The organism is Stenotrophomonas sp. 2201_Sma (assembly GCF_056486685.1).
In genome coordinates this window covers 3,743,115-3,764,517 of sequence record NZ_CM151329.1, presented here as the reverse complement: position 1 = coordinate 3,764,517, position 21,403 = coordinate 3,743,115, and the positions used below count along the sequence as shown (strand labels likewise).

The window sequence follows — 21,403 nt, the reverse complement described above, 5'->3', positions numbered from 1 at the left end:
TGGCCCTGCCATGCCGCACTCTCCCGAAGAGAAGAAGAAGGTCCTGGCCCGCGTGCGCCGCATCCGCGGCCAGTGCGATGCACTGGACCGTGCGCTGGAAGCCGGCGCCGACTGCGGGCCCGTCCTGCAGCAGATCGCCGCCATCCGCGGGGCGGTCAACGGGCTGATGTCCGAGGTGATGGAAGCCCACCTGCGCGAAGAGTTCGGACAACCCGCAGCGTCCGATGAACAGCGCGCCGAGCGCGTGCGCGAGATGAGCGGGCTGATCCGCTCGTACCTGAAATAAGCAACGGCGCAGCATAGCGTCGTCCATCCGTTACTGCCTGTCTTTGGAGAATCCCACCATGAAATCCCGTGCCGCCGTCGCCTTTGCTCCCGGCCAGCCGCTGCAGATCGTCGAGATCGACGTCGCCCCGCCGAAGGCCGGCGAAGTGCTGGTCAAGATCACCCACACCGGCGTCTGCCACACCGATGCGTTCACCCTGTCAGGGGATGATCCGGAAGGTCTGTTCCCGGTGGTGCTGGGCCATGAAGGTGCCGGCATCGTGGTGGAAGTAGGCGAGGGCGTGACCAGCGTCAAGCCGGGTGACCACGTGATTCCGCTGTACACCGCCGAGTGCGGCGAATGCCTGTTCTGCAAGAGTGGCAAGACCAACCTGTGCGTGTCGGTACGCGCGACCCAGGGCAAGGGCGTGATGCCCGATGGCACCAGCCGCTTCAGCTACAACGGCGAGCCGATCTATCACTACATGGGCTGCTCGACGTTCAGCGAGTACACAGTGGTGGCCGAAGTCTCGCTGGCGAAGATCAATCCGCAGGCGAACCCGGAACATGTCTGCCTGCTCGGCTGCGGTGTCACTACCGGCATCGGTGCGGTGCACAACACGGCCAAGGTGCAGGAAGGCGACAGCGTGGCAGTGTTCGGCCTCGGCGGCATCGGCCTGGCCGTGATCCAGGGCGCGCGCCAGGCCAAGGCCGGCCGCATCATCGCGGTGGATACCAATCCGTCCAAGTTCGAGCTGGCGCGTGAGTTCGGTGCGACCGACTGCATCAATCCGAAGGACTTCGACAAGCCGATCCAGCAGGTCATTGTTGAAATGACCACCTGGGGCGTGGACCACAGCTTCGAGTGCATCGGCAACGTCAACGTGATGCGCGCGGCGCTGGAGTGCGCGCACCGTGGCTGGGGCCAGAGCGTGGTGATCGGCGTGGCCGGCGCCGGCCAGGAAATCTCCACCCGTCCCTTCCAGCTGGTCACCGGCCGCAAGTGGATGGGCACGGCCTTCGGTGGCGTCAAGGGTCGCAGCCAGCTGCCGGGCATGGTGGAGGACGCGATGAAGGGCGACATCGAACTGGCGCCGTTCGTCACCCACACCATGGATCTGGACGGGATCAACGATGCCTTCGATCTGATGCACGAAGGCAAGTCGATCCGTTCGGTCGTGCACTACTGAGCCATCCCGGGTGGCAGGCCGTCAGGGCTGCCACCCTTCTGGAGAGACACCATGGAACGCATCGAACATCGTGCCTGCTTCGGCGGTTGGCAGGACGTGTACCGTCATCCCTCGTCCACGCTGGGCTGCGACATGCAGTTCGCCGTTTACCTGCCGCCGCAGGCGGAAACGCAGGCGCTGCCGGTGCTGTACTGGCTGAGCGGACTGACCTGCACCGAACAGAACGTCATTACCAAGGCGGGCGCGCAGCGCTATGCGGCCGAACATGGCGTGATTCTGGTCGCGCCCGACACCAGCCCGCGTGGCGACGATGTCGCCGACGCGGAGGGCTACGATCTGGGCAAGGGTGCCGGCTTCTACCTCAACGCCACCCGCGAGCCGTGGTCCAAGCACTACCGCATGCATGACTATGTGGCGCAGGAACTGCCGGCGCTGATCGAGGCGAACTTCGCGGTGACCGGGGCACGCGCGATCAGTGGTCACTCGATGGGAGGTCACGGGGCACTGGTGGTCGCGCTGCGCAATCCGGGGCGTTACCGCAGCGTGTCGGCATTTTCGCCGATTGTTGCCCCCAGCCAGGTGCCCTGGGGGCAGAAGGCGTTCCAGGCCTATCTGGGCGACAACCGCGCCGACTGGGCCGCGTGGGATGCCTGCGAACTGATCGCTGCGGCCAGCGAACGCTTGCCGCTGCTGGTGGACCAGGGCGGGGCCGATGAGTTCCTGCAGAGCCAGCTGCAGCCGCAGCGCCTGCAGCAGGCCTGCGACGCCGTCGGCCATCCGCTGACCCTGCGCCTGCAGGATGGCTACGACCACAGCTATTACTTCATCGCCAGCTTCATCGGCGAGCACATCGCTCACCACGCCCGCGCGCTGCACGGCTGAATAGCCCGCGTGACAGCTGCGGTCCCGGGGACGCAACCGCGCATGCCCCGGCGCGACGGAACGCCTGCGTCGATGTAGCGCCGCGCCATGCCCGGCGCAGGGGCAGGGGAAGCAGGTGTGGCGTGGATCACGCCTCCATGGCGGCCTGTCGCGCTATCGTGCGTGCAGACAGGCTTGCGCAGTGGGGGATGCATGCCGGTAGTGCTGGCGCTGCTGTACGTGTTCGGCCATGGCCTGGTCGTGGCCCTGTTGCCGGGGCCGGCAGGCCTGGGTTCGTTCGTGTTCCTCACCGGCGCGCCGCTGCTGGCCGCCGCCGCATGCCTGTGGCGCGCGCGTGCGGATCGCGCCGCGCTGGGCTGGCGTGCCATCGCGCTGGCACTGCTGCTGTGGGCGGGGGGCATGGGCATCAACATGCTCGATGCACTCCGTGCCGACCGCCCCGACATCACCCCGGGCGCCAGCCTGCTGCTGTACGTGCTGTATGGCGTGCCGCTGGTGTTCATCCTGGCCCGCTCGCGGCGGGAGCGCTGGGCCATCAGCGTGATCGACGGAATCATGGCGGCCCTGCTGGGCGTGCTGTTCTTCGTGCATACCCAGTCATTTGCCGACCGTGTCGGCATCGACGACCAGGCGCTGGCCAACATGCAGCGCATGTTCGATATCCAGAACCTGTGCATCGCTGTCTTTGCCATCGTGCGCTGGGTGTCCTGTGATGTCCCGGAGCGACGCAGCGTGTTCCGCGCGCTGGCGCTGTACGCGCTGGCCTATCTGCTGGTGGCCTACTACATCAACCACTTCACTTCCGAACAGTCTTTCGGCGCCTACAACGATCTGCTGATCGACGTGCCGTTCCTGTTGCTCGCGCTGCTGGCACTGCGGCGGTCGCCGGCTACCGGATTCGTGCTGCAGCCGCGGCTGGCCCGGCTGGTGCAGGCCGGCGGCCCGATCATCCTGCCGCTGCTGTTGCTGGTGGTGGGCACCCTGGTGGTGGACCATGCCAGGCCCCTGGCATTGGCTGGATTCGTTCTGGCCACGTTGGGCTTCAGCCTGCGCAGTGCGCTTCTGCAGATCGATCTGCTGGAACGGCAGGCCGGGCTCGACCAGCTCGCGCGCCAGGATGGCCTGACCGGCGTAGCCAACCGCCGCCAGTTCGATGCCGAACTGCAGGCCGAATGGAACCGGGCGCGGCGGAGCGGCAGCGAACTGGCGCTGCTGCTGGTCGATATCGATCATTTCAAGGCGTTCAACGATGCCCATGGTCATCCCGCCGGCGACCGTTGCCTGCAGGCCGTGGCGGCGCTGCTGCAGCACAGCGCCGGGCGTGCGGGCGACAGCGTGGCGCGTTACGGCGGTGAGGAATTCGCGGTGATCGTGCCAGGCACGGCGTTGGACGGCGTACAGGCCTTGGCCGAGCGGCTGCGACGCGCGGTGGAAGCGCTGCAGCTGCCGGAAGGGCGGGTGAGCATCAGCATCGGCATCGCATTCCTGCATCCGCCGGCAACAGCCGATGCCGGGCAGCTGCTCGCCGATGCGGACGCGGCGTTGTATGCGGCCAAACGCGCGGGACGCAATCGCGTGGTGATGCAGGGCGAAGCGCCGGCCGGCGCAGACCGCCGCTAGACCCCGCCCCACGCATTCGCCAGGGGAACGGGGCTCCGCTGCCGGTGGCTGTCGCCCGCGGACGCGCCTTCGTCGGCGGTACCCGCACTTCGTCGCACCGCGCTGGCGATCACGCGGGAGCTGGTTCACCGTCACCCACCAGTGTGGAGAGGAGCAGACATGCACAGAACCCTGGTGTCGCTGGCCGCGTGGAGCGCGATGGCCTTCAGTGCGCAGGCGGTCGCGGCCACGGCGGCGTCGCCTTGCGCCGCTGCGAGCTACCGGATGGCCGATGGCAGTACGCTGGACATCGGCCCGGGTGCGGGTGATCAGCTGCGCTGGCGCACGCCAGATGGTCGCAGCGGCGCACTGCAGCGCACCGCGGGCGATGCCTGGATCAGTACCCGCGGCTGGACCGGGCAGCCGGACGGGCACCGGATGGTGCTCACGGACTGTGGGAAGCGCGGCATCAGCGTCGATGGAATGAAGGGCGAGCGCATTCCGCTGCGGCAGATCGACACCCGTTTCAGCGGTGCCGGCGCAACGCTGCAGGGGCGGCTGACGCTACCCCCGGGCGATGCGCCGGTTCCACTGGTGGTGCTGGTGCATGGTGCGGAGAACAGCTCCGCGCTGGAGCGCTACTCGCTGCAGCGCGAGTTCGCCAGTGCCGGCATCGCCGTGTTCGCGTACGACAAGCGGGGCACGGGACGCTCTGGCGGGCGGTACACGCAGAACTACCTGACCCTGGCCAATGATCTGATCCTGGCCACGCGCGAAGCACGCCGGCTGGCGGGGGCACGTGCGCAGCGGGTCGGCTACCAGGCCGGCAGCCAGGGTGGCTGGGTGGCGCCGCTGGCGGCACGCATCGAGCCTGTGGATTTCATCGTGATCAGCTTCGGCCTGGCGGTCTCGCCGCTGGAGGAAGACCGCGAGGCGATCGCCTTCGACATGCAGCGGGCCGGCCAGGGCGCGGAAGCCACTGCGCAGGCGATGCAGATCGCCGATGCGGTGGCGACCATCGTCGAAAGCGGATTCACCGAGGGATTCGATGTACTGGCGGAGGTGAAGCAGCGTTACCAGCATGCGCCCTGGTTCCCTGCGGTACGCGGGAACATTACCGGGTATCTGTTGTCGACTCCGGAGGTCACTGCGCGCGAGCAGGGGCCGCGGCTGCTGGACGGGGTGCCGGCCCATTACGACCCTTTACCGGTGCTCACGCATCTGCAGGTGCCGCAGTTGTGGATCTTTGGCGGGCAGGACCGCGATGCGCCGCCGGGAGAGACGCTCAGGCGTCTTGCGGTTCTGCAGGGCCAGGGACGGCCGATCTCCACGGCGGTGTATGCAGACGCCGATCATGGCATGTACGAGTTCGAGCTGGATGCGGCCGGGGAACGTGTATCGACACGGCAGCCGGCCGGGTACTTCCAGCTGATGACGGACTTCATCCGTGGCGATGCGCTGCGGGCCGAATACGGCCAGGCCCGCCCCACGTCCGCGCGATGAGGGCTTCGACGGGCGAAGCCCTGCAGACGCCACCGCTTTCACCGCTCAACGCACGTCGCGCAGTTCCCAGTGATGGCCGGCCAGCAGACGCAGGCGCTGCTTGAACACATCGCTGTCGATGCGGGTGGTGGCCACCAGGTTGATGCGCAGGTCCTTCTGCTCACCGGTTACGGTGGCGTCCGGGTCGGTCACGCCCCACTGCGGCTCCACTGCATCCGGATCGGGTTGCTTGGCTTTCCAGCGCTCGAACAGCGCGCCGCTGCGCAGGGCGTCCTGCAGTTCTTCGGCAAAGCCGGCGGCGCCCTGCGAATGGAAGGACAGGTCGGGGTCGTTGCCGCGGGCCTTGGACGGGTCGGGAAGGCTGATGTGGTACTGCGCAGGCATGGTGATCTCCTTGAAGTGCGGCAAGGCTGGCATAGACGCGGTGCAATGCTTGTGTACATCCGGCGCACCTGCATGCAGGCGTCGTCTGCCCTCATTCGAACCGATGCGGTCCATCGGCAAAGCCCACGGTAACGGCGCCCTTGCCGACGTTGACCATGCCGGTCAGGCTCATCACCGATTCGTACACGGTGACGCCGTGGGTGGCGCAGACGTCCGTCAGCTGCGCATAGCCGGGCAGGGCGCGCAGCTCCTCCAGCTCACCGCCATAGCTGACGCAGACTGTCGGTGTCATGAGTCCGCTGCGCACGCGCTGGCCAACCACGGCGAAGAGCTTCTGCACGGCATTGTCGAAGCCCTTGATCTTGGCTACCGGGCCGGTCTCACCGCGGTAACCGTGCAGCACCGGCTTGATGTCCAGTGCGCTGCCCAGCGCGGCACTGAGCAGGCCGACACTGCGGTCGCCCTTGTGCCGCGCGCGGGCCCGCATGTAATACAGGTCACGGGTGACCATGTAGCCATGCACGTTGCCGGCCAGTTCCTCCAGCCGCTCGCGGATCTGCTGCACGCTGGCGTTGCTGTCGCGCAGGCGCACCGCTTCCACCGCCGTCACCGCCTGCGCGGCGAACAGGTTCTGGGTGTCGAGCACGCGCAGTGCGAAGGGCGAGTTGTAGCCCGCGGCCTGCCGCACCGGCTTGTAGTCGTTGAGGATGGCGAAGCTGGCCTGCAGGGCGTTGTCGTGGATCGGGCTGCGGGTCTTGGTGATGGTCATGCAGAAGACGTGGTCATAGTCGATCACCAGCTGCTGCAGGAACAGGTCACGGATCTGGTTGACGCTGAAGGGGATGGTCTCCGCCTCGGCACCATGTTCGGCCACGTGCGCGTGCAGGAAGCTGAGCGTGGCCTGTTCGTCGCGATGGTCGGCGAGTACGGCTTCGCCGATCCGTACGGTGATCGGGAGCAGCACGATGTTGTGTTCGGCAATGAACGCCTGCGGCAGGTCGCAGGCCGAGTCGACGACGATTCCGATGCGCATCCGCGGCTCCCCCTCCAGGGCGGTTGTTGGTTCGGAAGTGTGAAAAATATCTCAAAACGGGAGCCCGCGCGCGAGGGAAGCGCAGGCGCCCTGTTCAGCGTCTGCGCTGTACCGCGATCGGCAGGGCCTCCACCCGCTGCCATTCCGGCTGCTTCAGCAGGTCCGGATCGGCCAGCACAGCGGCCATCAGCGGGTGCGCGTCATTGCCCCAGAACAGCTCGTCGCCGATGGCCAAGGTCGGTACGCCGAACACGCCGGCCGCGAGCGCAGCCTCGGTGTTGCGCCGCAACTGCTCCTTGACCTCTGCGGTTGCCGTGGCGGCCGCCACATCCGCGATGCCCAGCCGCGCGCCGGGTTCGCGCAGCGCCTCGGCGCTGTCGGCGGCGTTGCCCTCGCGCCAGATCCAGTCGAACAGCACGTTCACGGCCTGCGCGCCGCCGCCTGCGGCCAGGCACAGCCGCAGGGCGGCCAGCGGGTTGAACGGGTGGGCAGGCGGGAAGCGCAGCGTCACGCCTTCCGCCTGCGCGTTCCAGAGCAACTGGCGGTAGATGAAGCGCCGCTTGGCCGGGATCTCGGCCGGGCCGAGATTGCCAAGCTGCTGCAGCACCGCCCCGAAGGCGATCGGCACCGGCTGTACCTGTGCGAACTGGGGCAGTTGCTTGACCTTCTGCCAATGCAGGTAGGAGTAGGGCGAGACGAAATCGAAGTACCAGTGCAGCGGGGCCATGGGGCTTTCCTCGTCGGTCAGGGCTGCGCGTTGCGCTGCAGATAGCGGTCGCGCAGGTCGGTCTGGCGCGAGCGCATCGGCATCGGCCGCCCGCCCATCCAGACCTGTTCGGCATAGTGCGCCACATCCAGCGGGTCGCCTTCCCACAGCACCAGGTCGGCGCGCTTGCCGGGCTCGATGCTGCCGATCTGGTCGGCCACCCCGAACGCCTGTGCGGGAACCCGGGTCAGGCCTGCCAGCCCGTCGGCCCAGGGCAGGCCATGGGCTACCGCATTGCCTGCGAGCTGGCGGATCTTGCGTGCGTTGTGCGAGGCATCGCCACGTTGCACGAAGCTGACGGGCACGCCCGCACGCTGCAGTCGTGCCGCGTTTTCCAGGGTGGCGCCGATCTGGTCGAAGCTGGCCGGCAGGTTGGCCAGCACGTCGACGAACACCGGCACGCCGGCCGCAGCCAGCTCCGGTGCGAGCTGCCAGGCTTCGCTGGCTCCAGACAGGGCGATCTTCACCTTTTCGCGTGCAGCCCAGCGCAGCAGCTGACGGATATCGGCAGCGCGATCGATTTCAACCACGATGCGGCCCTGGCCGGCCAGATAGCGCGACAGTGTGCGGCGACCGGCCGGTGTCAGCACGGCGTGCGGTGAATCGGCGGCGACCTGGCCGCGCGCCTCATCCACCATCTGCTGCAGCAGCATCCACTGTGCTGCACGCGAATGACCGGTCAGTTCCGACGCTGCGGCACCCAGCCGCAGGAACAGCGCACGTGGACCCAGCGGGTCGGCACTGCCATCGAGCCGCATCACCCCGCCCTGGCCCGCCACGAAGCCACCGCCGGTGACGGCGCCCAGCGCGGTGAAGCCGATGCCCTCCAGTCGCGCCACCGGAATGAGCACCGACGCGGGGTTGTAGGCCAGGGTCACGTCGAACTCCGGACGCAGCGGTTGCTCGCCGATCTTCAGGCTGCTGTCGACCGTACTCGCTTCTCCCGAGACTTCCTCGATGCCGATCTCGGCGATGCCACCGAACAGCGCGGGCGTGAGCGGGCGGCCATCGGCTTCAACCACGGTCGTGCCGGCCGGTGCGGCCAGGCCCGTACCCACGGCACGGATGATGCCGCCCTGCACCAGCACATCGGCGTGCTGCAGGCTGCCGCGTGCGCCGGCGGTGTGAACCGTCGCGCCGCGCACCAGCAGATCCTGTGCCGATGCCGTGCCGGTGATGGCTGCCAGCACCATGATCGCAACGCCGAGCCATGCCCGGTTGCGGCTGGAAGACCTTGCCATCTGCATGGAACCGGCCATCAGTGCACCTCCTGCCCGAGCTGGAAGTCCGACTGCGGCGTTGCCGGCAACGCACTGCGGTCGTACAGGCGGCGGCCATCGACATAGACCTGCTCGGCCAATGCGTAGGAGCTGAAGGGATTGCCGTTCCACACCACCACGTCGGCCATCTTGCCGGGCTCCAGCGTGCCGGTCTGGCGCTCGATGCCCAGCGCCTTGGCGGCATTGGCGGTCATCCAGGTGATCGCATGTTCAGGAGTGATCGGGGCCATGCGTGCGCGGCGCGCGGCGGCCATGACCTTGGCGGCTTCCTGGTTCAGGCGCTGGATGCCTTCGGGCGAATCGGAATGGACGATGGCGCAGCTGTTCTTCGCCCGGTCCACCAGCGCGATGTTCTCGGGGATGCCATCGAAGGCTTCCATCTTGAAGCCCCACCAGTCGGCCCACAGTGCGCCGCAGACGCCGTCCGCCGCCAGCCGGTCGGCCAGCTTGTAGGCCTCCACGCCGTGGTGGAACGCTGCCACCTTGAAACCGAATTCCTTGGCCAGGTCGAGCATGGTGGCCATTTCATCGGCGCGGTAGCAGTGGATGTGCACGCGGATGTCGCCCTGGATCGCGCCGGCCAGGGTGTCCAGCTTGAGATCGCGCTTGCCACCGGCATCGCCCGCGCTGTCACCTTTGTCGCTGCCGAACCAGCGCTTGCGCTTGGCTGCCTTGGGCGTGTTCTTGGTGATGTAGTCGGCGGCATCGATGAAGGCTGCGCGGTAGCCGGCGACGTTGCCCATCCGGGTAGCAGGCATCACACCCTTGCCTTCGCCATAGACGCGTTTGGGGTTCTCTCCGCAGGCCATCTTCAGGCCCCACGGCGCGCCGGGAAACTTCATCGCCTGGTAGGTAATGGCCGGAACGTTCTTCAGGGTCACGCCGCGGCCACCGACCAGGTTGGCCGAGCCGGGCAGCACCTGCATGCTGGTCACGCCGCCGGCCAGGGCGGCAGCGAAGCCGGGATCCTGCGGCCAAACCGAATGCTCCGCCCAGACATTGGCCGTGACCGGTGCGGTCATCTCGTTGCCATCGCTGTGGGCGCCCACCCCCGGGCTGGGATATACGCCCAGGTGCGAGTGCACGTCGATCAGCCCGGGGGTGACCCACTTGCCCTGCGCGTCGATGCGGGTGACATCGGCCTCGGCCTGCAGCTGCTGGCCGACAGCAACGATGCGGCCCTCACGCAGCAGGACGTCGGCATTGTCCAGGCGCTGGCCGGTGCCGGTCAGCACCGTTGCGTTGTGGATCAGCACCGGCGCATCGGGCTGCGCCCGATAGGTGCTGGGGTAAGGATCGGCCATGAAGCGCGAGGCGCCCAGTGCTGGCGCGGCGGCCAGCGTAACCAGCGCCAGCCCCAGCCCGGCGCGCAACAACGTCGACGTCATGCAGATCCCCTCGGCTACGTAAGCAACCGCTGACGCTAGCCGGGCAGCGGTGGGCTTGCCAAGTGACCTTCTTCACAGGGTGCGACCGCGTGCCTCGACGGCGTCGCCCCACTGGCCGAAAATAGGCGGTCCCCGCCGTTCCAGACCGAGCATGAAGAGCAAGCAGGAAATCGTCGACAACTGGCTGCCGCGCTATACCGGCGTGCCCCTGGACCAGTTCGGCCCGCACGTCCTGCTGACCAACTTCGGCGGCTACCTGCACACCTTCTCCGAACTGACCGGTGCGCCCATCGTCGGCCTGGACCGGCCTATGGCCAGCGCCACCAGCGATGGCATCACGATGATCAACTTCGGCATGGGCAGCCCCAATGCCGCGATCATCATGGACCTGCTGTCGGCGGTGATGCCCAAGGCGGTATTGTTCCTGGGCAAGTGCGGGGGCCTGAAGCGCAAGAACCAGCTGGGCGACCTGGTGCTGCCGATCGCCGCGATCCGTGGTGAAGGCACTTCGGGCGACTATCTGCCACCGGAAGTACCGGCACTGCCGGCCTTCGCCCTGCAGCGCGCGGTCTCGACCATGATCCGCGATCTGGGGCACGACTACTGGACCGGTACCGTCTACACCACCAACCGGCGGGTCTGGGAACACGACGAGGCATTCAAGGAACGGCTGCGCGCGATGCGCTGCATGGCCATCGACATGGAAACGGCCACGGTGTTCGCCGCCGGCTTCGCCAACCACATCCCCAGCGGCGCCCTGCTGCTGGTTTCGGACCAGCCGATGATTCCCGACGGGGTCAAGACCGAGGCCTCCGATGCCAAGGTCAGCTCCCAGTTCGTGGAAAACCATATCCAGATCGGCATCGAGGCGCTTAAGCTTATCCGGCGCAACGGCAAGTCGGTCCGCCATCTGCGCTTCGACGAATGATGATGAGGGCCGGGCGCGGGACGTCCGGGCCCGGGAGTAGGTAATGGACGTTGCCGCGCAGGTGGTGGAATTCTGGAAGGAGGCGGGCCCTGCGAAGTGGTTCGCCCGCGACGATGCGTTCGACGCGCAGTTCCGCCGATTGTTCCTCGATGAGCATTTCGCTGCGGCCGCGCGTGCGCGCGAACACTGGCTGGGCAGCGCTGACGGTGCGCTGGCCCTGATGCTGCTGTTGGACCAGTTCCCGCGCAACTGCTTCCGTGGCACCGCCCACTCCTACGCCACCGATGGGCTGGCCCGGCACTACGCCATGCGTGCCATCGAGGAAGGCTTGGACCTGCAGCTGGTTCCGAAGCTGCGGGCCTTCATCTACCTGCCGTTCGAGCATTCCGAGGATCCGCTGGACCAGGACCGTTCGGTGGCCATGTTCGACGTGCTGGGTGACAAGGAATACCTGCAGTACGCCGACCTTCATCGCGACATCATCCGCCGTTTTGGCCGCTTCCCGCACCGCAACGCCGTGCTGGGCCGCATTCCCACGCCGGAGGAACTGGACTACCTGGCCGAAGGCGGGTTTGCCGGCTGACCGGGCGGGGCCGGCCACGCGCGCGACAGGCAGGAAACGAAAAACGCCGGCGTGCGCCGGCGTTTTCCCGTTCCGCGCTGCAGCCGATCAGTACTTCGGCACGCCGTTGTCCACCTCTTCGGACCAGGCGTTGATGCCGCCGGTGATGTTGAAGACCTTGGTGAAGCCAAGCGCGCGGAACTGCTCGGCAGCCTGCGCACTGCGACCACCGTGGTGGCACAGGAAGGCCAGTGCGGTGTCCTTCGGCAGTGCTTCCAGCTCGGCGCGGCCGTTGCCGTCGAACACCTTGAACGGCACGCCGACGGCGGCGATGGCGCGCTCGTCAGCCGGGCGCACGTCCACCAGGATCACGTTGCCGGCGCGCACCAGGTCGTCGGCGTCGCGCACGCTGATTTCCTGCACCGGCTTGGGCGCATTCGGGTTGTCGATGGCCAGGCCCTTGCCGCGGATGTCGTCCACCCAGTCGATGGTGATGCCTTCGGCACGGCGCGCGCTGGCCAGGTCGAACTGCACGCGCAGTCCATTGGATTCGGCGGCGATCGCAGCCTCGTCATGCGGAGCGAGCTGGAAGTTGGGCTGGAAGCCTGCATCGATGCTCAGCTGCAGAGCGGCGCCCGGGGCGTCGGCCAGCGCGCCCTTGAGCATCTCCACCGCGGCCGGGGTGACGGTGATGCGCGGCGGGGTGCGGTCCGGTGCGGGCAGGCCCAGCACGCTGCTCAGTTCGCCGCTGGCGGCCATCTGCAGCACGATGTCGCTGCCACCGACCAGTTCGCCGTCGATGTACAGCTGCGGGATGGTCGGCCAGTCGCCGTAGGCCTTGATGCCTTCACGGATTTCCTGGTCGGCCAGCACGTTGACGTGAGCGAACTCGACGCCCAGGTCCTGCAGCGCGCCCACGGCCTTGGCCGAGAAGCCGCACTGCGGCATCGACGGCTGGCCCTTCATGAACAGCACGACGCGGTTGGCGTTGAGGAGGGATTCGATGCGCGAACGCAGGGCAGGATCGAGAGACATGGGAAGTCGGGGGTCCAGTAATTCGAATCTTCGATTCTACCCCTCATGGCATCATGGGGTATGAGCAGCGCAGGAACATTGCATCGCATTCCGCCCCGGCCATGGCGCTGGCTGCCCTGGCTGGTGGCGTCGCAGTTGGGGGTGATCCTGGCCTGGGTGCTGGCGGGATGGCACTGGGGTCTGCCGCTGATGGTGGCCAGCCACGCGCTGTTCATCGTGCCGGTGTTCCAGCCCAACAGCCGCTTCTACACGCCGGTGCTGAGCCGCCTGGCGCAGGCGGACGACGCGGTCTGGTTGACCATCGATGACGGTCCCGGTGCGGACACGCTGGCCGTGCTTGATCTGCTGGATCGGCATCAGGCGCGGGCGACATTCTTCCTGGTGGGCGAGCGGGCGCTGGCCCAGCCGGCGCTGGTGGCCGAGATCCTGCGCCGCGGGCACGATCTGGGCAACCACAGCTTCAGCCATCCGCAGGCGCGCTTCTGGCGGCTGGGACCGAAGGCGATGCGTGCGGAGATCGAAGGCTGCCAGCATGCGCTGCAGGCATTGTCGGGCACGCCGGTGCGCTGGTACCGGTCGGTGGTGGGCATGACCAATCCGTTCGTGGGCCCGGTGCTGCGCCGCCTGGGCCTGGTGCGGGTGGGATGGAGCGCCCGCGGCTTCGATGGTGTCGGCTGTACCCCCGAGCGCGTGCTGGAGCGCCTGCTGCCGGATCTTCGCCCGGGCGCCATCGTGCTGCTGCATGAGGGGGCCGCCCATGGCCACAACCTGGTAATCATCGAACGCGTGCTGCAGGCACTGGATGAGCGTGGATTGAAGGCAACGCTGCCTTTGATCCGTCAAGGGAATGGGCAGCCAGGCATCCGGTAGCGCCGGGCCACGCCCGGCGTCACTCAGGCCGTTCGGCCACCACCAGCCAGCTGTTGAACGGTGTGCGCCCGTGCAGCGGCCGCGGTGCGGCGACGCGCAATCCCGCTTCGCTCAGTGTCGCCAGCAGGGTCGTCGGCTGCGGATAGTGCCGCGGGCGGGTACCCATCCAGCCCACCAGCCAGGCAAGGCGGTCCGCGACCCGCGTGGTGCGGTCCCGGCCATCACCGGTCGCCAGCGGCGTGCGCAGCAGCAGCCGTCCTCCGGGGGACACCCGCGCGCTTGCGGCACGCAGCAGTGTCTGCTGCGGTCCGGCATCCAGGTACTGCACTACGTCCAGCAGCAGTACATGGCCGACGTGCGACGGCAGCGCAGCCTGCACATCCAGGCATTCGAAGCGCACGGCCGGCAGGCCTTCACCGGCTTGCCGCGCCCGCTCGATCTTGGCGGCGTCCACGTCCACCCCGAGATAGGGCTGGCCGCGCCCGCGCTGGCGCAGCACATGCGCGAACAGGCCCAGTCCGCAACCCAGGTCCAGCACCGGCTGGCCATCCTCGGGCAGCTGTTGCAGCACGCCGTCGTACAACGGATCGCTGCCGAGCTTGCCGCGGGTGTAGTAATAGTCGCGGCGGCTGCCCCAGGCCTGTGCAGGTCGGAACGCCTCGGCGATCGCGCGGGCCTGCGGGGAGGTCAGCGGGGAGCAGGGCAGGGGCGTGCCATTCCGTGGCGTGCCGTCCATCGGGTCAGCCGGCGTCGCCGAGCCGGCGCAGGGCGACCGGCAAGGCGCGCTCGCTCCACAATGCATACATGCGCGCGGAGGGGTGCAGACCGTCTTCGGCGATCATCGCCGGGTCGTGACCGTGGACGCGGCTGATGTCGGTGATGTCGACGAAGTCGACGCCGAGGCCACTGCAGACCTGCTCCGCAGCCGCGTTGAACGCGTCGGTTTCGATGCCGATGCGGCCACGGTGTCGGCCGCTGCTGGCGCCGAACGGCGTCACGCCCCAATCGGGAAACGACAGCACCAGCACCCGATCGGTACGGCCGCCGGCAAAACCGATCGCGCGCTGCAGCAGGGCCTGGAACTGCGTGCGGTATTCGTCGAGCGGGCGGCCGCGGTACTGGTTGTTGACCCCGATCAGCAGGCTGACGAAGTCGAACGGCCCCTGCGGGGCGGCCTCGTCGATGCCGGCATCGAGCTCGTCCGTGGTCCAGCCGGTGGTGGCGATGGTCTGCGGATCGGCCAGCGCGACGCCCTGTGCGCGCATCGCGGCGGCCAGCTGATGGGGCCAGCGGCCTTCGACCGCGACGGCCTCACCGATGGTGTAGGAGTCGCCCAGCGCCAGATAGGACAAGCCCACGACTCAGGCCACCGAACGGCGTGGCTTGATCGGTACGACCTTGGTTGCATCCTCGGCGCGGCGGGCCAGCACGCGGTCGATGCGGGCGAACACATCGCGCATCACCGAGGCCTCCGGCAGCAGGGTTACGCGGAAGTGGTTGCGGTAGGGCACGTTGAAGCTGGAACCGGGCACCACCAGCACGCCCTCGTTGTCCATCAGGTCCAGGGCGAAGGTGTGATCGTCGAAGCCCTTGGCGGCAGCGCCGACCACCGCCGGGAAGGCATACAGCGCGCCGGCGGGGGCCACCAGCGACAGATGCTCGCTGGCCTCGCATGCTTCGATCACCGCGCGGCGGGTTTCGTACAGGCGCCCGCCCGGGGCACACAGTGCCGAAATGGTGTCGGGCCCGTTCACCGCAGCCTCGATGGCGTACTGGCCGGGCACATTGGCGCACAGGCGCAGCGCGCTGAGCAGGTCCATCGCCGCGCGGAAGTCGCCCAGGCGTGCGTCATCGCCGCTGAGGTGCGCCCAACCCACGCGCCAGCCGCAGGCGCGATGCACCTTGCTCAGCCCGCTGAAGGTCAGGCACGGATGGTCGCCCGCCAGCGGTGCGACCGGCTGGAACACCGCCTCGTCATACAGGATCTGGTCGTAGATCTCGTCGACCAGCAGCAGCAGGTTGTGCCGGCGCGCGATGTCCACCACGCGTTCAAGCAGTTCGCGCGGGTAGCTGGCGCCACTGGGATTGTTCGGATTGATCAGCACGATCGCGCGGGTGCGCGAGGACACCAGGGTCTCGATCTCGCTCGGGTCCGGCTGGAAGCCGTTCTCGGCGGCGCAACGGTAGTACACCGGCCGGCCGTCGTTGAGGATGGTGGAGGCCGACCACAACGGGTAGTCCGGGGACGGCACCAGCACTTCATCGCCGGGGTTGAGCAGCGCACGCAGCGACAGGTCGATCAGTTCGCTGACGCCGTTGCCGACGAACACACGGTCCGGGTGCGCGTCGGGAGCGCCGCGACGGGTGTAGTAGGCAGCGATCGCCTCGCGCGCCACCGGCAGGCCCTGCTGGTGGGTATAGGGATCGGTGCGACCCATGTCGTCGGCGATCGCGCGCTGCAGGTGTTCCGGGGCGCGGAAGCCGAAATTGCCGGGGTTGCCGATGTTGAGCTTGATCAGCTTGCGGCCCTGCGCCTCCAGCTCCCGGGCTCGCCGGGCCAGTTCTCCGCGGATTTCGTAGCGCACTTCGGAAAGGCGCTCGCGGGTGGCCAGGGGCTTGGGCGCGGAGGTTGACATGGTCGGTGAGCCGTCGGATGGCATGGAGGTTCCATGGTAGCGGAATTGCTGCGCTGCATGGCAAGGCCCCCAGGGCCCGCCGCTGCTGGGCTGGAGCGGCGTTAGCACGGGTAGAATGGAGGCGATGACCCAGACCCCCGATTTCACCGCCCTGCAGACCATCGGCTGGCCCTGGCCAGGCCCGGCGCAGCAGGCCGACTGGCAGGCCATGATGGCCGAGCACCCGCAGGCCCGCCCGGCCCGGGTGATCGAGCAGCACCGTACGCACTATGTCGTGGCCGACGCCCCGGACGCTGCGATCAAGGCCGAATCGCTGCCGGAATGGCAGCGGCCACGCTTTCCCAGCCATGAGCGGCCGGCGGTCGGCGACTGGGTGCTGCTCGACGGCATCCGCATCGTGGCCCTGCTGCCACGTCGCACCGCGATCAAGCGCGGTGCTGCCGGCGAGCATTATCACCAGCAGGTGATCGCGGCCAACATCGATACGGTGTTCATCGTCTGCGGGCTGGATGCGGATTTCAATCCGCGGCGTATCGAGCGTTACCTGCTGCTGGTGGGCGGCGGTGGTGCCGAACCGGTGGTGGTGCTGACCAAGGCCGACCAGACCGAATACAGCGAAGATGCGCTGGCGGTGCTGGAAGAGCTGGAAATGCAGGGAATCGCCCTGCATGCCATCAATGGCCTGGATGCTGGCAGCGTGGCTGTGCTGCAGCCGTGGCTGGGGCCGGGCCGCACCGTGGTGCTGGTGGGCTCCTCCGGCGCCGGCAAATCCACGCTGACCAACACGCTGCTCGGCGAGCAGCGGATGAAGACCAATGCGGTGCGCGCCAACGACTCACGCGGGCGTCATACCACCACCCATCGTGCGCTGATGCCGTTGCCGACCGGTGCCTGCCTGATCGACACGCCCGGCATGCGCGAGCTCAAGCCGACCGGCGAGGAGACGCTGGCCGAAGGGGGCTTCGCCGATATCGAAGCACTGGCCGAACAGTGCCGCTTCCGCGACTGCTCGCATCACCAGGAGCCCGGTTGTGCGGTACGGGCGGCCATCGACGCGGGCGAGATCGAGGAAAGCCGGCTGCTGAACTACTTCAAACTGAAGGAAGAAGTGGCGGCCGCCGCCGCCAAGCTGGCCGTGCGCCAGGCCGAGACCGCGCAGGAACGTGGTGGCAGGAAAGGCAAGGGCCAGCAGTTCCGTCCGGCAGGAAAGCCGCGACGTCGTTGATGAGGCAGCCGGCCACGGGCGCGGCTGCATGGAGATTCATCCCGGGATGCCGGGGTAACGCCCTCGCTGATGCCGGGGCCCGCGGTGGACAGCGCACGGCCTGGCAGGGCGCTATAGTCCGCGCATGGAAACGACCGCCGTGCTGGATCGCGAGGTGGCCCACCATGCGGCGCTCGATGCGCGGCTGGTCGAGGCCGTGGGTGGCATCCGCCTGCTGGGCCTGACCAGCTGGCCGGCGACGGTGCAGGCACCGTTCCTGGACAGCGTTGCGCGCGGGCAGCCGCAGTTGCCGAAGGTGGACTACCCGAAGCTGGATTTCAGCGAGGAACGCCGCACCTTGGCAGCCATCGCCGCCGACTGCGACGCGGGGCATCCCCTGGGTCACTACGTGCAGCAGTCCGCGCACAGCTGGGACCTGGCCGCACGCCTGCTGGAGGGCTTGGGTACCGCAGCGGTGGACACCTGTTCGGTGCAGCTGTTCGGCGCCCCCGAACAGCCCTTGCCGGGCAATGGCCCGAGCACGCGCGATGCAGCGCGCCATTTCATCCAGATCGCGGCCGAGCTGGACCATGAACTGCTGGCGCCGGAAGAACAGGTGCCGGTGTCTGCGATCGCGCTGCAACTGCAGCTGCAGAACGATCTGGATGCCTTCTTCGAATCGCGCATCATCCAGGTGCAGCTGGACCCGGAACTGGTGTCCAAGGCGGCCGCCGGACCGACGCGGATCCGACTGCGTACCAGTGCGCGCTTCAGCGCCTACGATCGTGCACAGCTGTTCCATCACGAAGCGCTGGTGCATTCGCTGACCGCGTTGAATGGCCGGGAGCAACCGGTGCTGCCCAGCCTGGCCTTGTCCTCACCCCGGGTGACGGCTACCCAGGAAGGGTTGGCCACGTTTGCCGAGCAGATCACCGGCAGCATCGACATCGAGCGCCTGAAGCGGATCAGCCTGCGTACCGAAGCCATCGCGATGGCCCGCGAGGGCGCCGACTTCATCGAGGTGTTCCGCTACTTCTGCGATGCCGGGCAGAACCCGGAAGAGAGCTTCGCATCGGCCCAGCGCGTGTTCCGCGGGGTGCCCCCCGGCGGCGGGCTGGCCTTCACCAAGGACACCGTGTACCTGCGCGGGCTGGTATCGGTGCACACCTTCTTCCGCCACATGCTGGCCGAGGATCGCCTGCAGGTCTGCCGGTGGCTGTTCGCGGGCAAGATGAGCCTGCAGGACGCCATCGCGTTCGCACCGTTGTTCCAGGCCGGGGTGTTGAAGCCACCACGCTGGCTGCCGCACTGGGTCAGCCGGGCCAATGGCCTGGCCGGCATGCTGGCATTTTCGCTGTTTGCCAACCGGATACGGATGGACCAGCTGGCGCCGGAGTGACATGCGTTGGCGGATCCTGCATGGGCCTGCCTACCCGCGCCATGCAGGAACACTTGATGCGCCGCAGCGCCCGCTTCTGACTTAGAACTCTGCCGCCACCGTCATGAACACCTGCCGCGGCGCGCTGGCGTGGATCGCGTAGCGCTTGCCTTCCGGGTCGGTCGGCGCGAACGAGCTCAGCTGGCCGGCGTAGCGCTTGTTGGTCAGGTTGGTCGCGTTCAACGAGACCCGCAGGTTGCGCAGCCCCAGACCCGGGCCGAAGTCATAGCCGGCACCCGCGTCGAAGGTGGTCACGCCCGGTACCGACTGATCGTTGGTGTAGGTGTAATAACGCTTGCCGGTGTACTTGGCACGCAGGCTGGCGAAGAAGCCATCGCGGTTCCAGCTGATTTCGCTGGAGGCCATGCGCTGCGGCGTGTCCACCGTGATCTTGCCGGCCACCGGCACCACCGCGCCGCCGGAGATGTAGTCATCTTCGTAGGTGGTCTTGTTCCAGGACAGCGCGTTGTACCACTGCAGGCCATCGACCGGCTTGAGGATGAAGGTCAGTTCCGCGCCGTGGCTCTTCACCGAGCCGACGTTGATGAAGCGTGTCACGCACTCCGGTCGGGTGCCCACTTCGATGCTGGAGCACGGGTTCAGTGACAGCAGGCGGTTGTCGAACGTGACGTTGTAGGCGGCGATCGAGGCCTGGTACTTCTCGCCGAACGTGCGGAAACCGGCCTCCAGGCTCTTCGACTTTTCCGGTTCCAGGTCGGCGCTGGCAGCGAACGATTCCGGTGCCACCTGTAACGGGCCGCCACTGCCACCACCGACGAAGGCGGCGATGTTCTCGGCGTACGAGGCGAACAGCTCGTTGTTGGCGTTGAGCTTGAAGCCCACGCCCAGCTGCGGCAGCACCGACTCCTTGGCCGTCAGCGTGCCGGACGCCAGGCGGGTTTCCACGCCCGGGCGGGCCGTGGCACGCATGCGGGTGTTCGGGCTCTTGATGCCGACATCAACGGTCAGGCGCTGGTCGAGGAAGCGCATGCGGTCCTGCACGTAGAACTGCTGCGTGCGGATGTCGTAGTCCTGGTTGAACAGCAGGCGGTCCGGATTCTTCAGGTACAGGTCGTCCAGGAACGGACCGCTGATGTAGTAGAAATTGCGCGACACGTTGTGGTCGTTCTGCTCGTACCACAGGCCGGCTTCCAGCTGGTGGATGCCAGCCGTCCATGACAGCGCTGCGGTCACGCCGTCGCGGTTGATCGTGTAGTTGGTGCTGCGGATGGAGATCGGCAGCATCCGGTCGGTGCCGGGGTAGGACGGCTGGCCCGGCGCCCACCAGTGACCCTGGCCGCGGTTGTCATGGTGGTAGGCCAGCAGCTTCAGGCGGCCCTGCTCGCCCAGGCGAAGGTCGGCATCGATCGAGTACAGGTTGTCATCGCGCAGCGCACGGCTCTGGTAGTACGCATCGTCGATGCTGGTCACGCCGCCGCTGTAGGCACATCGCGCCGGATCACGCGTAGCCGGCGCGCAGTAGGCGGCGGCCACCGCGCGGTTCCAGTCCGGCGCATAGATGTTCCAGTCCCAGCCCAGGCCCCTGGCCAGCATGTCCTTGGACAGGTAGGCGTAGTTGGCCTGGCTGGCACGCGAGGTCGCCACGAACGCGCCAAAACGATGGTCGCCCACGTTCCACACGGCCTTGGCATTGAACTGGCGGGTGGTCTGGTTCTGATGCGGCGCGGCCCACATGTCCTGGTCCTGGTGAACGCCGGAGACATACGCAGAGAAGCCGTTGAGGTCGCCCGTATCCACGCGCAGGTAACCACGGCGCTGATTGTCGTCGCCGACGGTGACGCTGGCACGGCCGCCGAACTCGGTGGACGGATCGGACGAGAAGTACTGGATGGTGCCGCCGAGATTGCTGGTCGAGGCCACGCCGAGTGAACCGATGCCCTGCGACAGCTCGGCGCCGGCCAGGTTTTCGGCGATCAGCGCACGGGCGATGCTCAGGCCGTTGTAGTTGCCGTAGCTGTTGTCGCCCAGCGGAATGCCATCGAGGGTATAGCCCAGCCGGCTCTTGTCGAATCCGCGCAGGCTGATGGTCTGCGATTCCTCATTGGCGCCGAACGCATCGTTGGACTGCACCGAGACGCCCGGCAGCCGATCGAGGATCTTCTGGCCGCTGGTGCCTGGCGGGAGCACCTGCTTGTCGACGCTGGTGATGCGCTGCACCTGACGGGTCTCGCCCTGGCCGATCACCGAGACGGTATCCAGCGTCTGCGCGCTGGGCGCGGCGTCGGTATCGGCGGCGGAGGCGCTGGTAGCGGCGGAAAGCGCGATCGCTACGGCGATCGTCAGGTGTCGAGTCTGCATGGTGGTCCGTTGCATGGGGGATGGGCACCGGCGTGCGTGCGCGATGCCGCCCCACTATGCGAACGGAACATGAAAGCTTCTTTACGGAACACCCATGCGGGTACGCGCCGCCGCGTTGGCGG

At 67.6% G+C, this 21,403-nt stretch carries 20 protein-coding genes; 10 read left to right on the top strand and 10 right to left on the bottom strand.

Annotated elements, in window-relative coordinates; translation table 11 throughout:
- Positions 1 to 10 precede the first annotated feature (10 nt).
- The 5 genes from ACZLIF_RS17325 to ACZLIF_RS17305 all read left to right on the top strand — a co-directional run bounded on the left by ACZLIF_RS17325 (position 11) and on the right by ACZLIF_RS17305 (position 5,438).
- Positions 11 to 286 carry a metal/formaldehyde-sensitive transcriptional repressor gene (locus tag ACZLIF_RS17325; RefSeq protein WP_053517440.1) on the top strand — a complete coding sequence of 92 codons (276 nt, stop codon included), beginning with the start codon at positions 11 to 13 and terminating at the stop codon, positions 284 to 286.
- A 58-nt stretch (positions 287 to 344) separates the two neighbouring features.
- Positions 345 to 1,454: an S-(hydroxymethyl)glutathione dehydrogenase/class III alcohol dehydrogenase gene (locus ACZLIF_RS17320; RefSeq protein WP_065175135.1), complete on the top strand. Its 1,110-nt coding sequence runs from the start codon at positions 345 to 347 to the stop codon at positions 1,452 to 1,454.
- A 51-nt stretch (positions 1,455 to 1,505) separates the two neighbouring features.
- Positions 1,506 to 2,336 carry an S-formylglutathione hydrolase gene (fghA, locus tag ACZLIF_RS17315; RefSeq protein WP_065181736.1) on the top strand — a complete coding sequence of 277 codons (831 nt, stop codon included), beginning with the start codon at positions 1,506 to 1,508 and terminating at the stop codon, positions 2,334 to 2,336.
- A gap of 192 nt (positions 2,337 to 2,528) precedes the next feature.
- Positions 2,529 to 3,956, top strand: coding sequence for a GGDEF domain-containing protein (locus ACZLIF_RS17310; protein WP_128989884.1), 1,428 nt, complete (start codon positions 2,529 to 2,531; stop codon positions 3,954 to 3,956).
- A 159-nt stretch (positions 3,957 to 4,115) separates the two neighbouring features.
- Positions 4,116 to 5,438: an alpha/beta hydrolase family protein gene (locus tag ACZLIF_RS17305; protein ID WP_241685995.1), complete on the top strand. Its 1,323-nt coding sequence runs from the start codon at positions 4,116 to 4,118 to the stop codon at positions 5,436 to 5,438.
- Between the two features lie 45 nt (positions 5,439 to 5,483).
- Here the strand turns inward: ACZLIF_RS17305 and ACZLIF_RS17300 are convergent, their stop codons facing one another.
- The 5 genes from ACZLIF_RS17300 to ACZLIF_RS17280 all read right to left on the bottom strand — a co-directional run bounded on the left by ACZLIF_RS17300 (position 5,484) and on the right by ACZLIF_RS17280 (position 10,289).
- Positions 5,484 to 5,822 carry a hypothetical protein gene (locus ACZLIF_RS17300; RefSeq protein WP_053443843.1) on the bottom strand — a complete coding sequence of 113 codons (339 nt, stop codon included), beginning with the start codon at positions 5,820 to 5,822 and terminating at the stop codon, positions 5,484 to 5,486.
- Positions 5,823 to 5,913: 91 nt separating this feature from the next.
- Complete coding sequence (locus ACZLIF_RS17295; RefSeq protein WP_053517434.1) at positions 5,914 to 6,855, bottom strand: DegV family protein; 942 nt, start codon at positions 6,853 to 6,855, stop codon at positions 5,914 to 5,916.
- A 94-nt stretch (positions 6,856 to 6,949) separates the two neighbouring features.
- Complete coding sequence (locus ACZLIF_RS17290) at positions 6,950 to 7,582, bottom strand: 2-hydroxychromene-2-carboxylate isomerase (RefSeq protein ID WP_065175131.1); 633 nt, start codon at positions 7,580 to 7,582, stop codon at positions 6,950 to 6,952.
- 17 nt (positions 7,583 to 7,599) lie between these two features.
- Complete coding sequence (locus tag ACZLIF_RS17285; protein WP_478462652.1) at positions 7,600 to 8,814, bottom strand: amidohydrolase family protein; 1,215 nt, start codon at positions 8,812 to 8,814, stop codon at positions 7,600 to 7,602.
- 65 nt (positions 8,815 to 8,879) lie between these two features.
- Complete coding sequence (locus tag ACZLIF_RS17280; RefSeq protein ID WP_478462138.1) at positions 8,880 to 10,289, bottom strand: amidohydrolase; 1,410 nt, start codon at positions 10,287 to 10,289, stop codon at positions 8,880 to 8,882.
- Between the two features lie 151 nt (positions 10,290 to 10,440).
- Between ACZLIF_RS17280 and ACZLIF_RS17275 the strand changes: the two genes are divergently transcribed.
- Both ACZLIF_RS17275 and ACZLIF_RS17270 read left to right on the top strand, forming a co-directional pair.
- Positions 10,441 to 11,217: an AMP nucleosidase gene (locus ACZLIF_RS17275; protein ID WP_053517431.1), complete on the top strand. Its 777-nt coding sequence runs from the start codon at positions 10,441 to 10,443 to the stop codon at positions 11,215 to 11,217.
- Positions 11,218 to 11,260: 43 nt separating this feature from the next.
- Positions 11,261 to 11,800: a DUF924 family protein gene (locus tag ACZLIF_RS17270; protein ID WP_053517429.1), complete on the top strand. Its 540-nt coding sequence runs from the start codon at positions 11,261 to 11,263 to the stop codon at positions 11,798 to 11,800.
- A gap of 87 nt (positions 11,801 to 11,887) precedes the next feature.
- On the opposite strand, the gene grxD is transcribed toward ACZLIF_RS17270, so the two are convergent.
- On the bottom strand, positions 11,888 to 12,814 hold the full coding sequence (grxD, locus tag ACZLIF_RS17265; RefSeq protein ID WP_128989886.1) for a Grx4 family monothiol glutaredoxin: 927 nt from the start codon (positions 12,812 to 12,814) through the stop codon (positions 11,888 to 11,890).
- 60 nt (positions 12,815 to 12,874) lie between these two features.
- Here grxD and ACZLIF_RS17260 point away from each other — a divergent pair, with 60 nt between their 5' ends.
- Positions 12,875 to 13,684 (top strand): polysaccharide deacetylase family protein, encoded by an 810-nt coding sequence (locus ACZLIF_RS17260; protein ID WP_128989888.1) that lies wholly within the window; start codon positions 12,875 to 12,877, stop codon positions 13,682 to 13,684.
- Between the two features lie 19 nt (positions 13,685 to 13,703).
- Here ACZLIF_RS17260 and ACZLIF_RS17255 read toward each other — a convergent pair whose 3' ends face one another.
- Genes ACZLIF_RS17255 through ACZLIF_RS17245 form a run of 3 tightly spaced genes read right to left on the bottom strand, consistent with a single transcriptional unit; the run spans position 13,704 to position 16,320 of the window.
- Complete coding sequence (locus ACZLIF_RS17255) at positions 13,704 to 14,420, bottom strand: class I SAM-dependent methyltransferase (protein WP_128989890.1); 717 nt, start codon at positions 14,418 to 14,420, stop codon at positions 13,704 to 13,706.
- A gap of 4 nt (positions 14,421 to 14,424) precedes the next feature.
- Entirely contained in the window at positions 14,425 to 15,042 is a 618-nt protein-coding gene (locus ACZLIF_RS17250; protein ID WP_065175127.1) for an SGNH/GDSL hydrolase family protein, read from the bottom strand.
- 3 nt (positions 15,043 to 15,045) lie between these two features.
- Entirely contained in the window at positions 15,046 to 16,320 is a 1,275-nt protein-coding gene (locus tag ACZLIF_RS17245) for a pyridoxal phosphate-dependent aminotransferase (protein WP_065175207.1), read from the bottom strand.
- 115 nt (positions 16,321 to 16,435) lie between these two features.
- Between ACZLIF_RS17245 and rsgA the strand changes: the two genes are divergently transcribed.
- Together rsgA and ACZLIF_RS17235 are read left to right on the top strand one after the other, a co-directional pair.
- A complete protein-coding gene (gene rsgA / locus ACZLIF_RS17240) occupies positions 16,436 to 17,545 on the top strand; it encodes a ribosome small subunit-dependent GTPase A (RefSeq protein WP_065175126.1) in 1,110 nt (369 codons plus the stop codon).
- A 124-nt stretch (positions 17,546 to 17,669) separates the two neighbouring features.
- Positions 17,670 to 18,923, top strand: coding sequence for a flavohemoglobin expression-modulating QEGLA motif protein (locus ACZLIF_RS17235; protein WP_065175125.1), 1,254 nt, complete (start codon positions 17,670 to 17,672; stop codon positions 18,921 to 18,923).
- Between the two features lie 81 nt (positions 18,924 to 19,004).
- Here ACZLIF_RS17235 and ACZLIF_RS17230 read toward each other — a convergent pair whose 3' ends face one another.
- The gene (locus ACZLIF_RS17230; RefSeq protein ID WP_128989892.1) at positions 19,005 to 21,281 is read right to left on the bottom strand and encodes a TonB-dependent receptor; all 2,277 of its coding nucleotides are present in this window, start codon (positions 21,279 to 21,281) and stop codon (positions 19,005 to 19,007) included.
- Between the last annotated feature and the right edge of the window lie 122 nt (positions 21,282 to 21,403).

Coding starts and splice junctions, on each gene's coding strand:
- ACZLIF_RS17325 (WP_053517440.1), top strand. CDS start 11: ATGCCGCACTCTCCCGAAGAGAAGAAGAAGGTCCTGGCCCGCGTGCGC.
- ACZLIF_RS17320 (WP_065175135.1), top strand. CDS start 345: ATGAAATCCCGTGCCGCCGTCGCCTTTGCTCCCGGCCAGCCGCTGCAG.
- fghA (WP_065181736.1), top strand. CDS start 1,506: ATGGAACGCATCGAACATCGTGCCTGCTTCGGCGGTTGGCAGGACGTG.
- ACZLIF_RS17310 (WP_128989884.1), top strand. CDS start 2,529: ATGCCGGTAGTGCTGGCGCTGCTGTACGTGTTCGGCCATGGCCTGGTC.
- ACZLIF_RS17305 (WP_241685995.1), top strand. CDS start 4,116: ATGCACAGAACCCTGGTGTCGCTGGCCGCGTGGAGCGCGATGGCCTTC.
- ACZLIF_RS17300 (WP_053443843.1), bottom strand. CDS start 5,822: ATGCCTGCGCAGTACCACATCAGCCTTCCCGACCCGTCCAAGGCCCGC.
- ACZLIF_RS17295 (WP_053517434.1), bottom strand. CDS start 6,855: ATGCGCATCGGAATCGTCGTCGACTCGGCCTGCGACCTGCCGCAGGCG.
- ACZLIF_RS17290 (WP_065175131.1), bottom strand. CDS start 7,582: ATGGCCCCGCTGCACTGGTACTTCGATTTCGTCTCGCCCTACTCCTAC.
- ACZLIF_RS17285 (WP_478462652.1), bottom strand. CDS start 8,814: ATGGTGCTGGCAGCCATCACCGGCACGGCATCGGCACAGGATCTGCTG.
- ACZLIF_RS17280 (WP_478462138.1), bottom strand. CDS start 10,289: ATGACGTCGACGTTGTTGCGCGCCGGGCTGGGGCTGGCGCTGGTTACG.
- ACZLIF_RS17275 (WP_053517431.1), top strand. CDS start 10,441: ATGAAGAGCAAGCAGGAAATCGTCGACAACTGGCTGCCGCGCTATACC.
- ACZLIF_RS17270 (WP_053517429.1), top strand. CDS start 11,261: ATGGACGTTGCCGCGCAGGTGGTGGAATTCTGGAAGGAGGCGGGCCCT.
- grxD (WP_128989886.1), bottom strand. CDS start 12,814: ATGTCTCTCGATCCTGCCCTGCGTTCGCGCATCGAATCCCTCCTCAAC.
- ACZLIF_RS17260 (WP_128989888.1), top strand. CDS start 12,875: ATGAGCAGCGCAGGAACATTGCATCGCATTCCGCCCCGGCCATGGCGC.
- ACZLIF_RS17255 (WP_128989890.1), bottom strand. CDS start 14,420: ATGGACGGCACGCCACGGAATGGCACGCCCCTGCCCTGCTCCCCGCTG.
- ACZLIF_RS17245 (WP_065175207.1), bottom strand. CDS start 16,320: ATGTCAACCTCCGCGCCCAAGCCCCTGGCCACCCGCGAGCGCCTTTCC.
- rsgA (WP_065175126.1), top strand. CDS start 16,436: ATGGAGGCGATGACCCAGACCCCCGATTTCACCGCCCTGCAGACCATC.
- ACZLIF_RS17235 (WP_065175125.1), top strand. CDS start 17,670: ATGGAAACGACCGCCGTGCTGGATCGCGAGGTGGCCCACCATGCGGCG.
- ACZLIF_RS17230 (WP_128989892.1), bottom strand. CDS start 21,281: ATGCAGACTCGACACCTGACGATCGCCGTAGCGATCGCGCTTTCCGCC.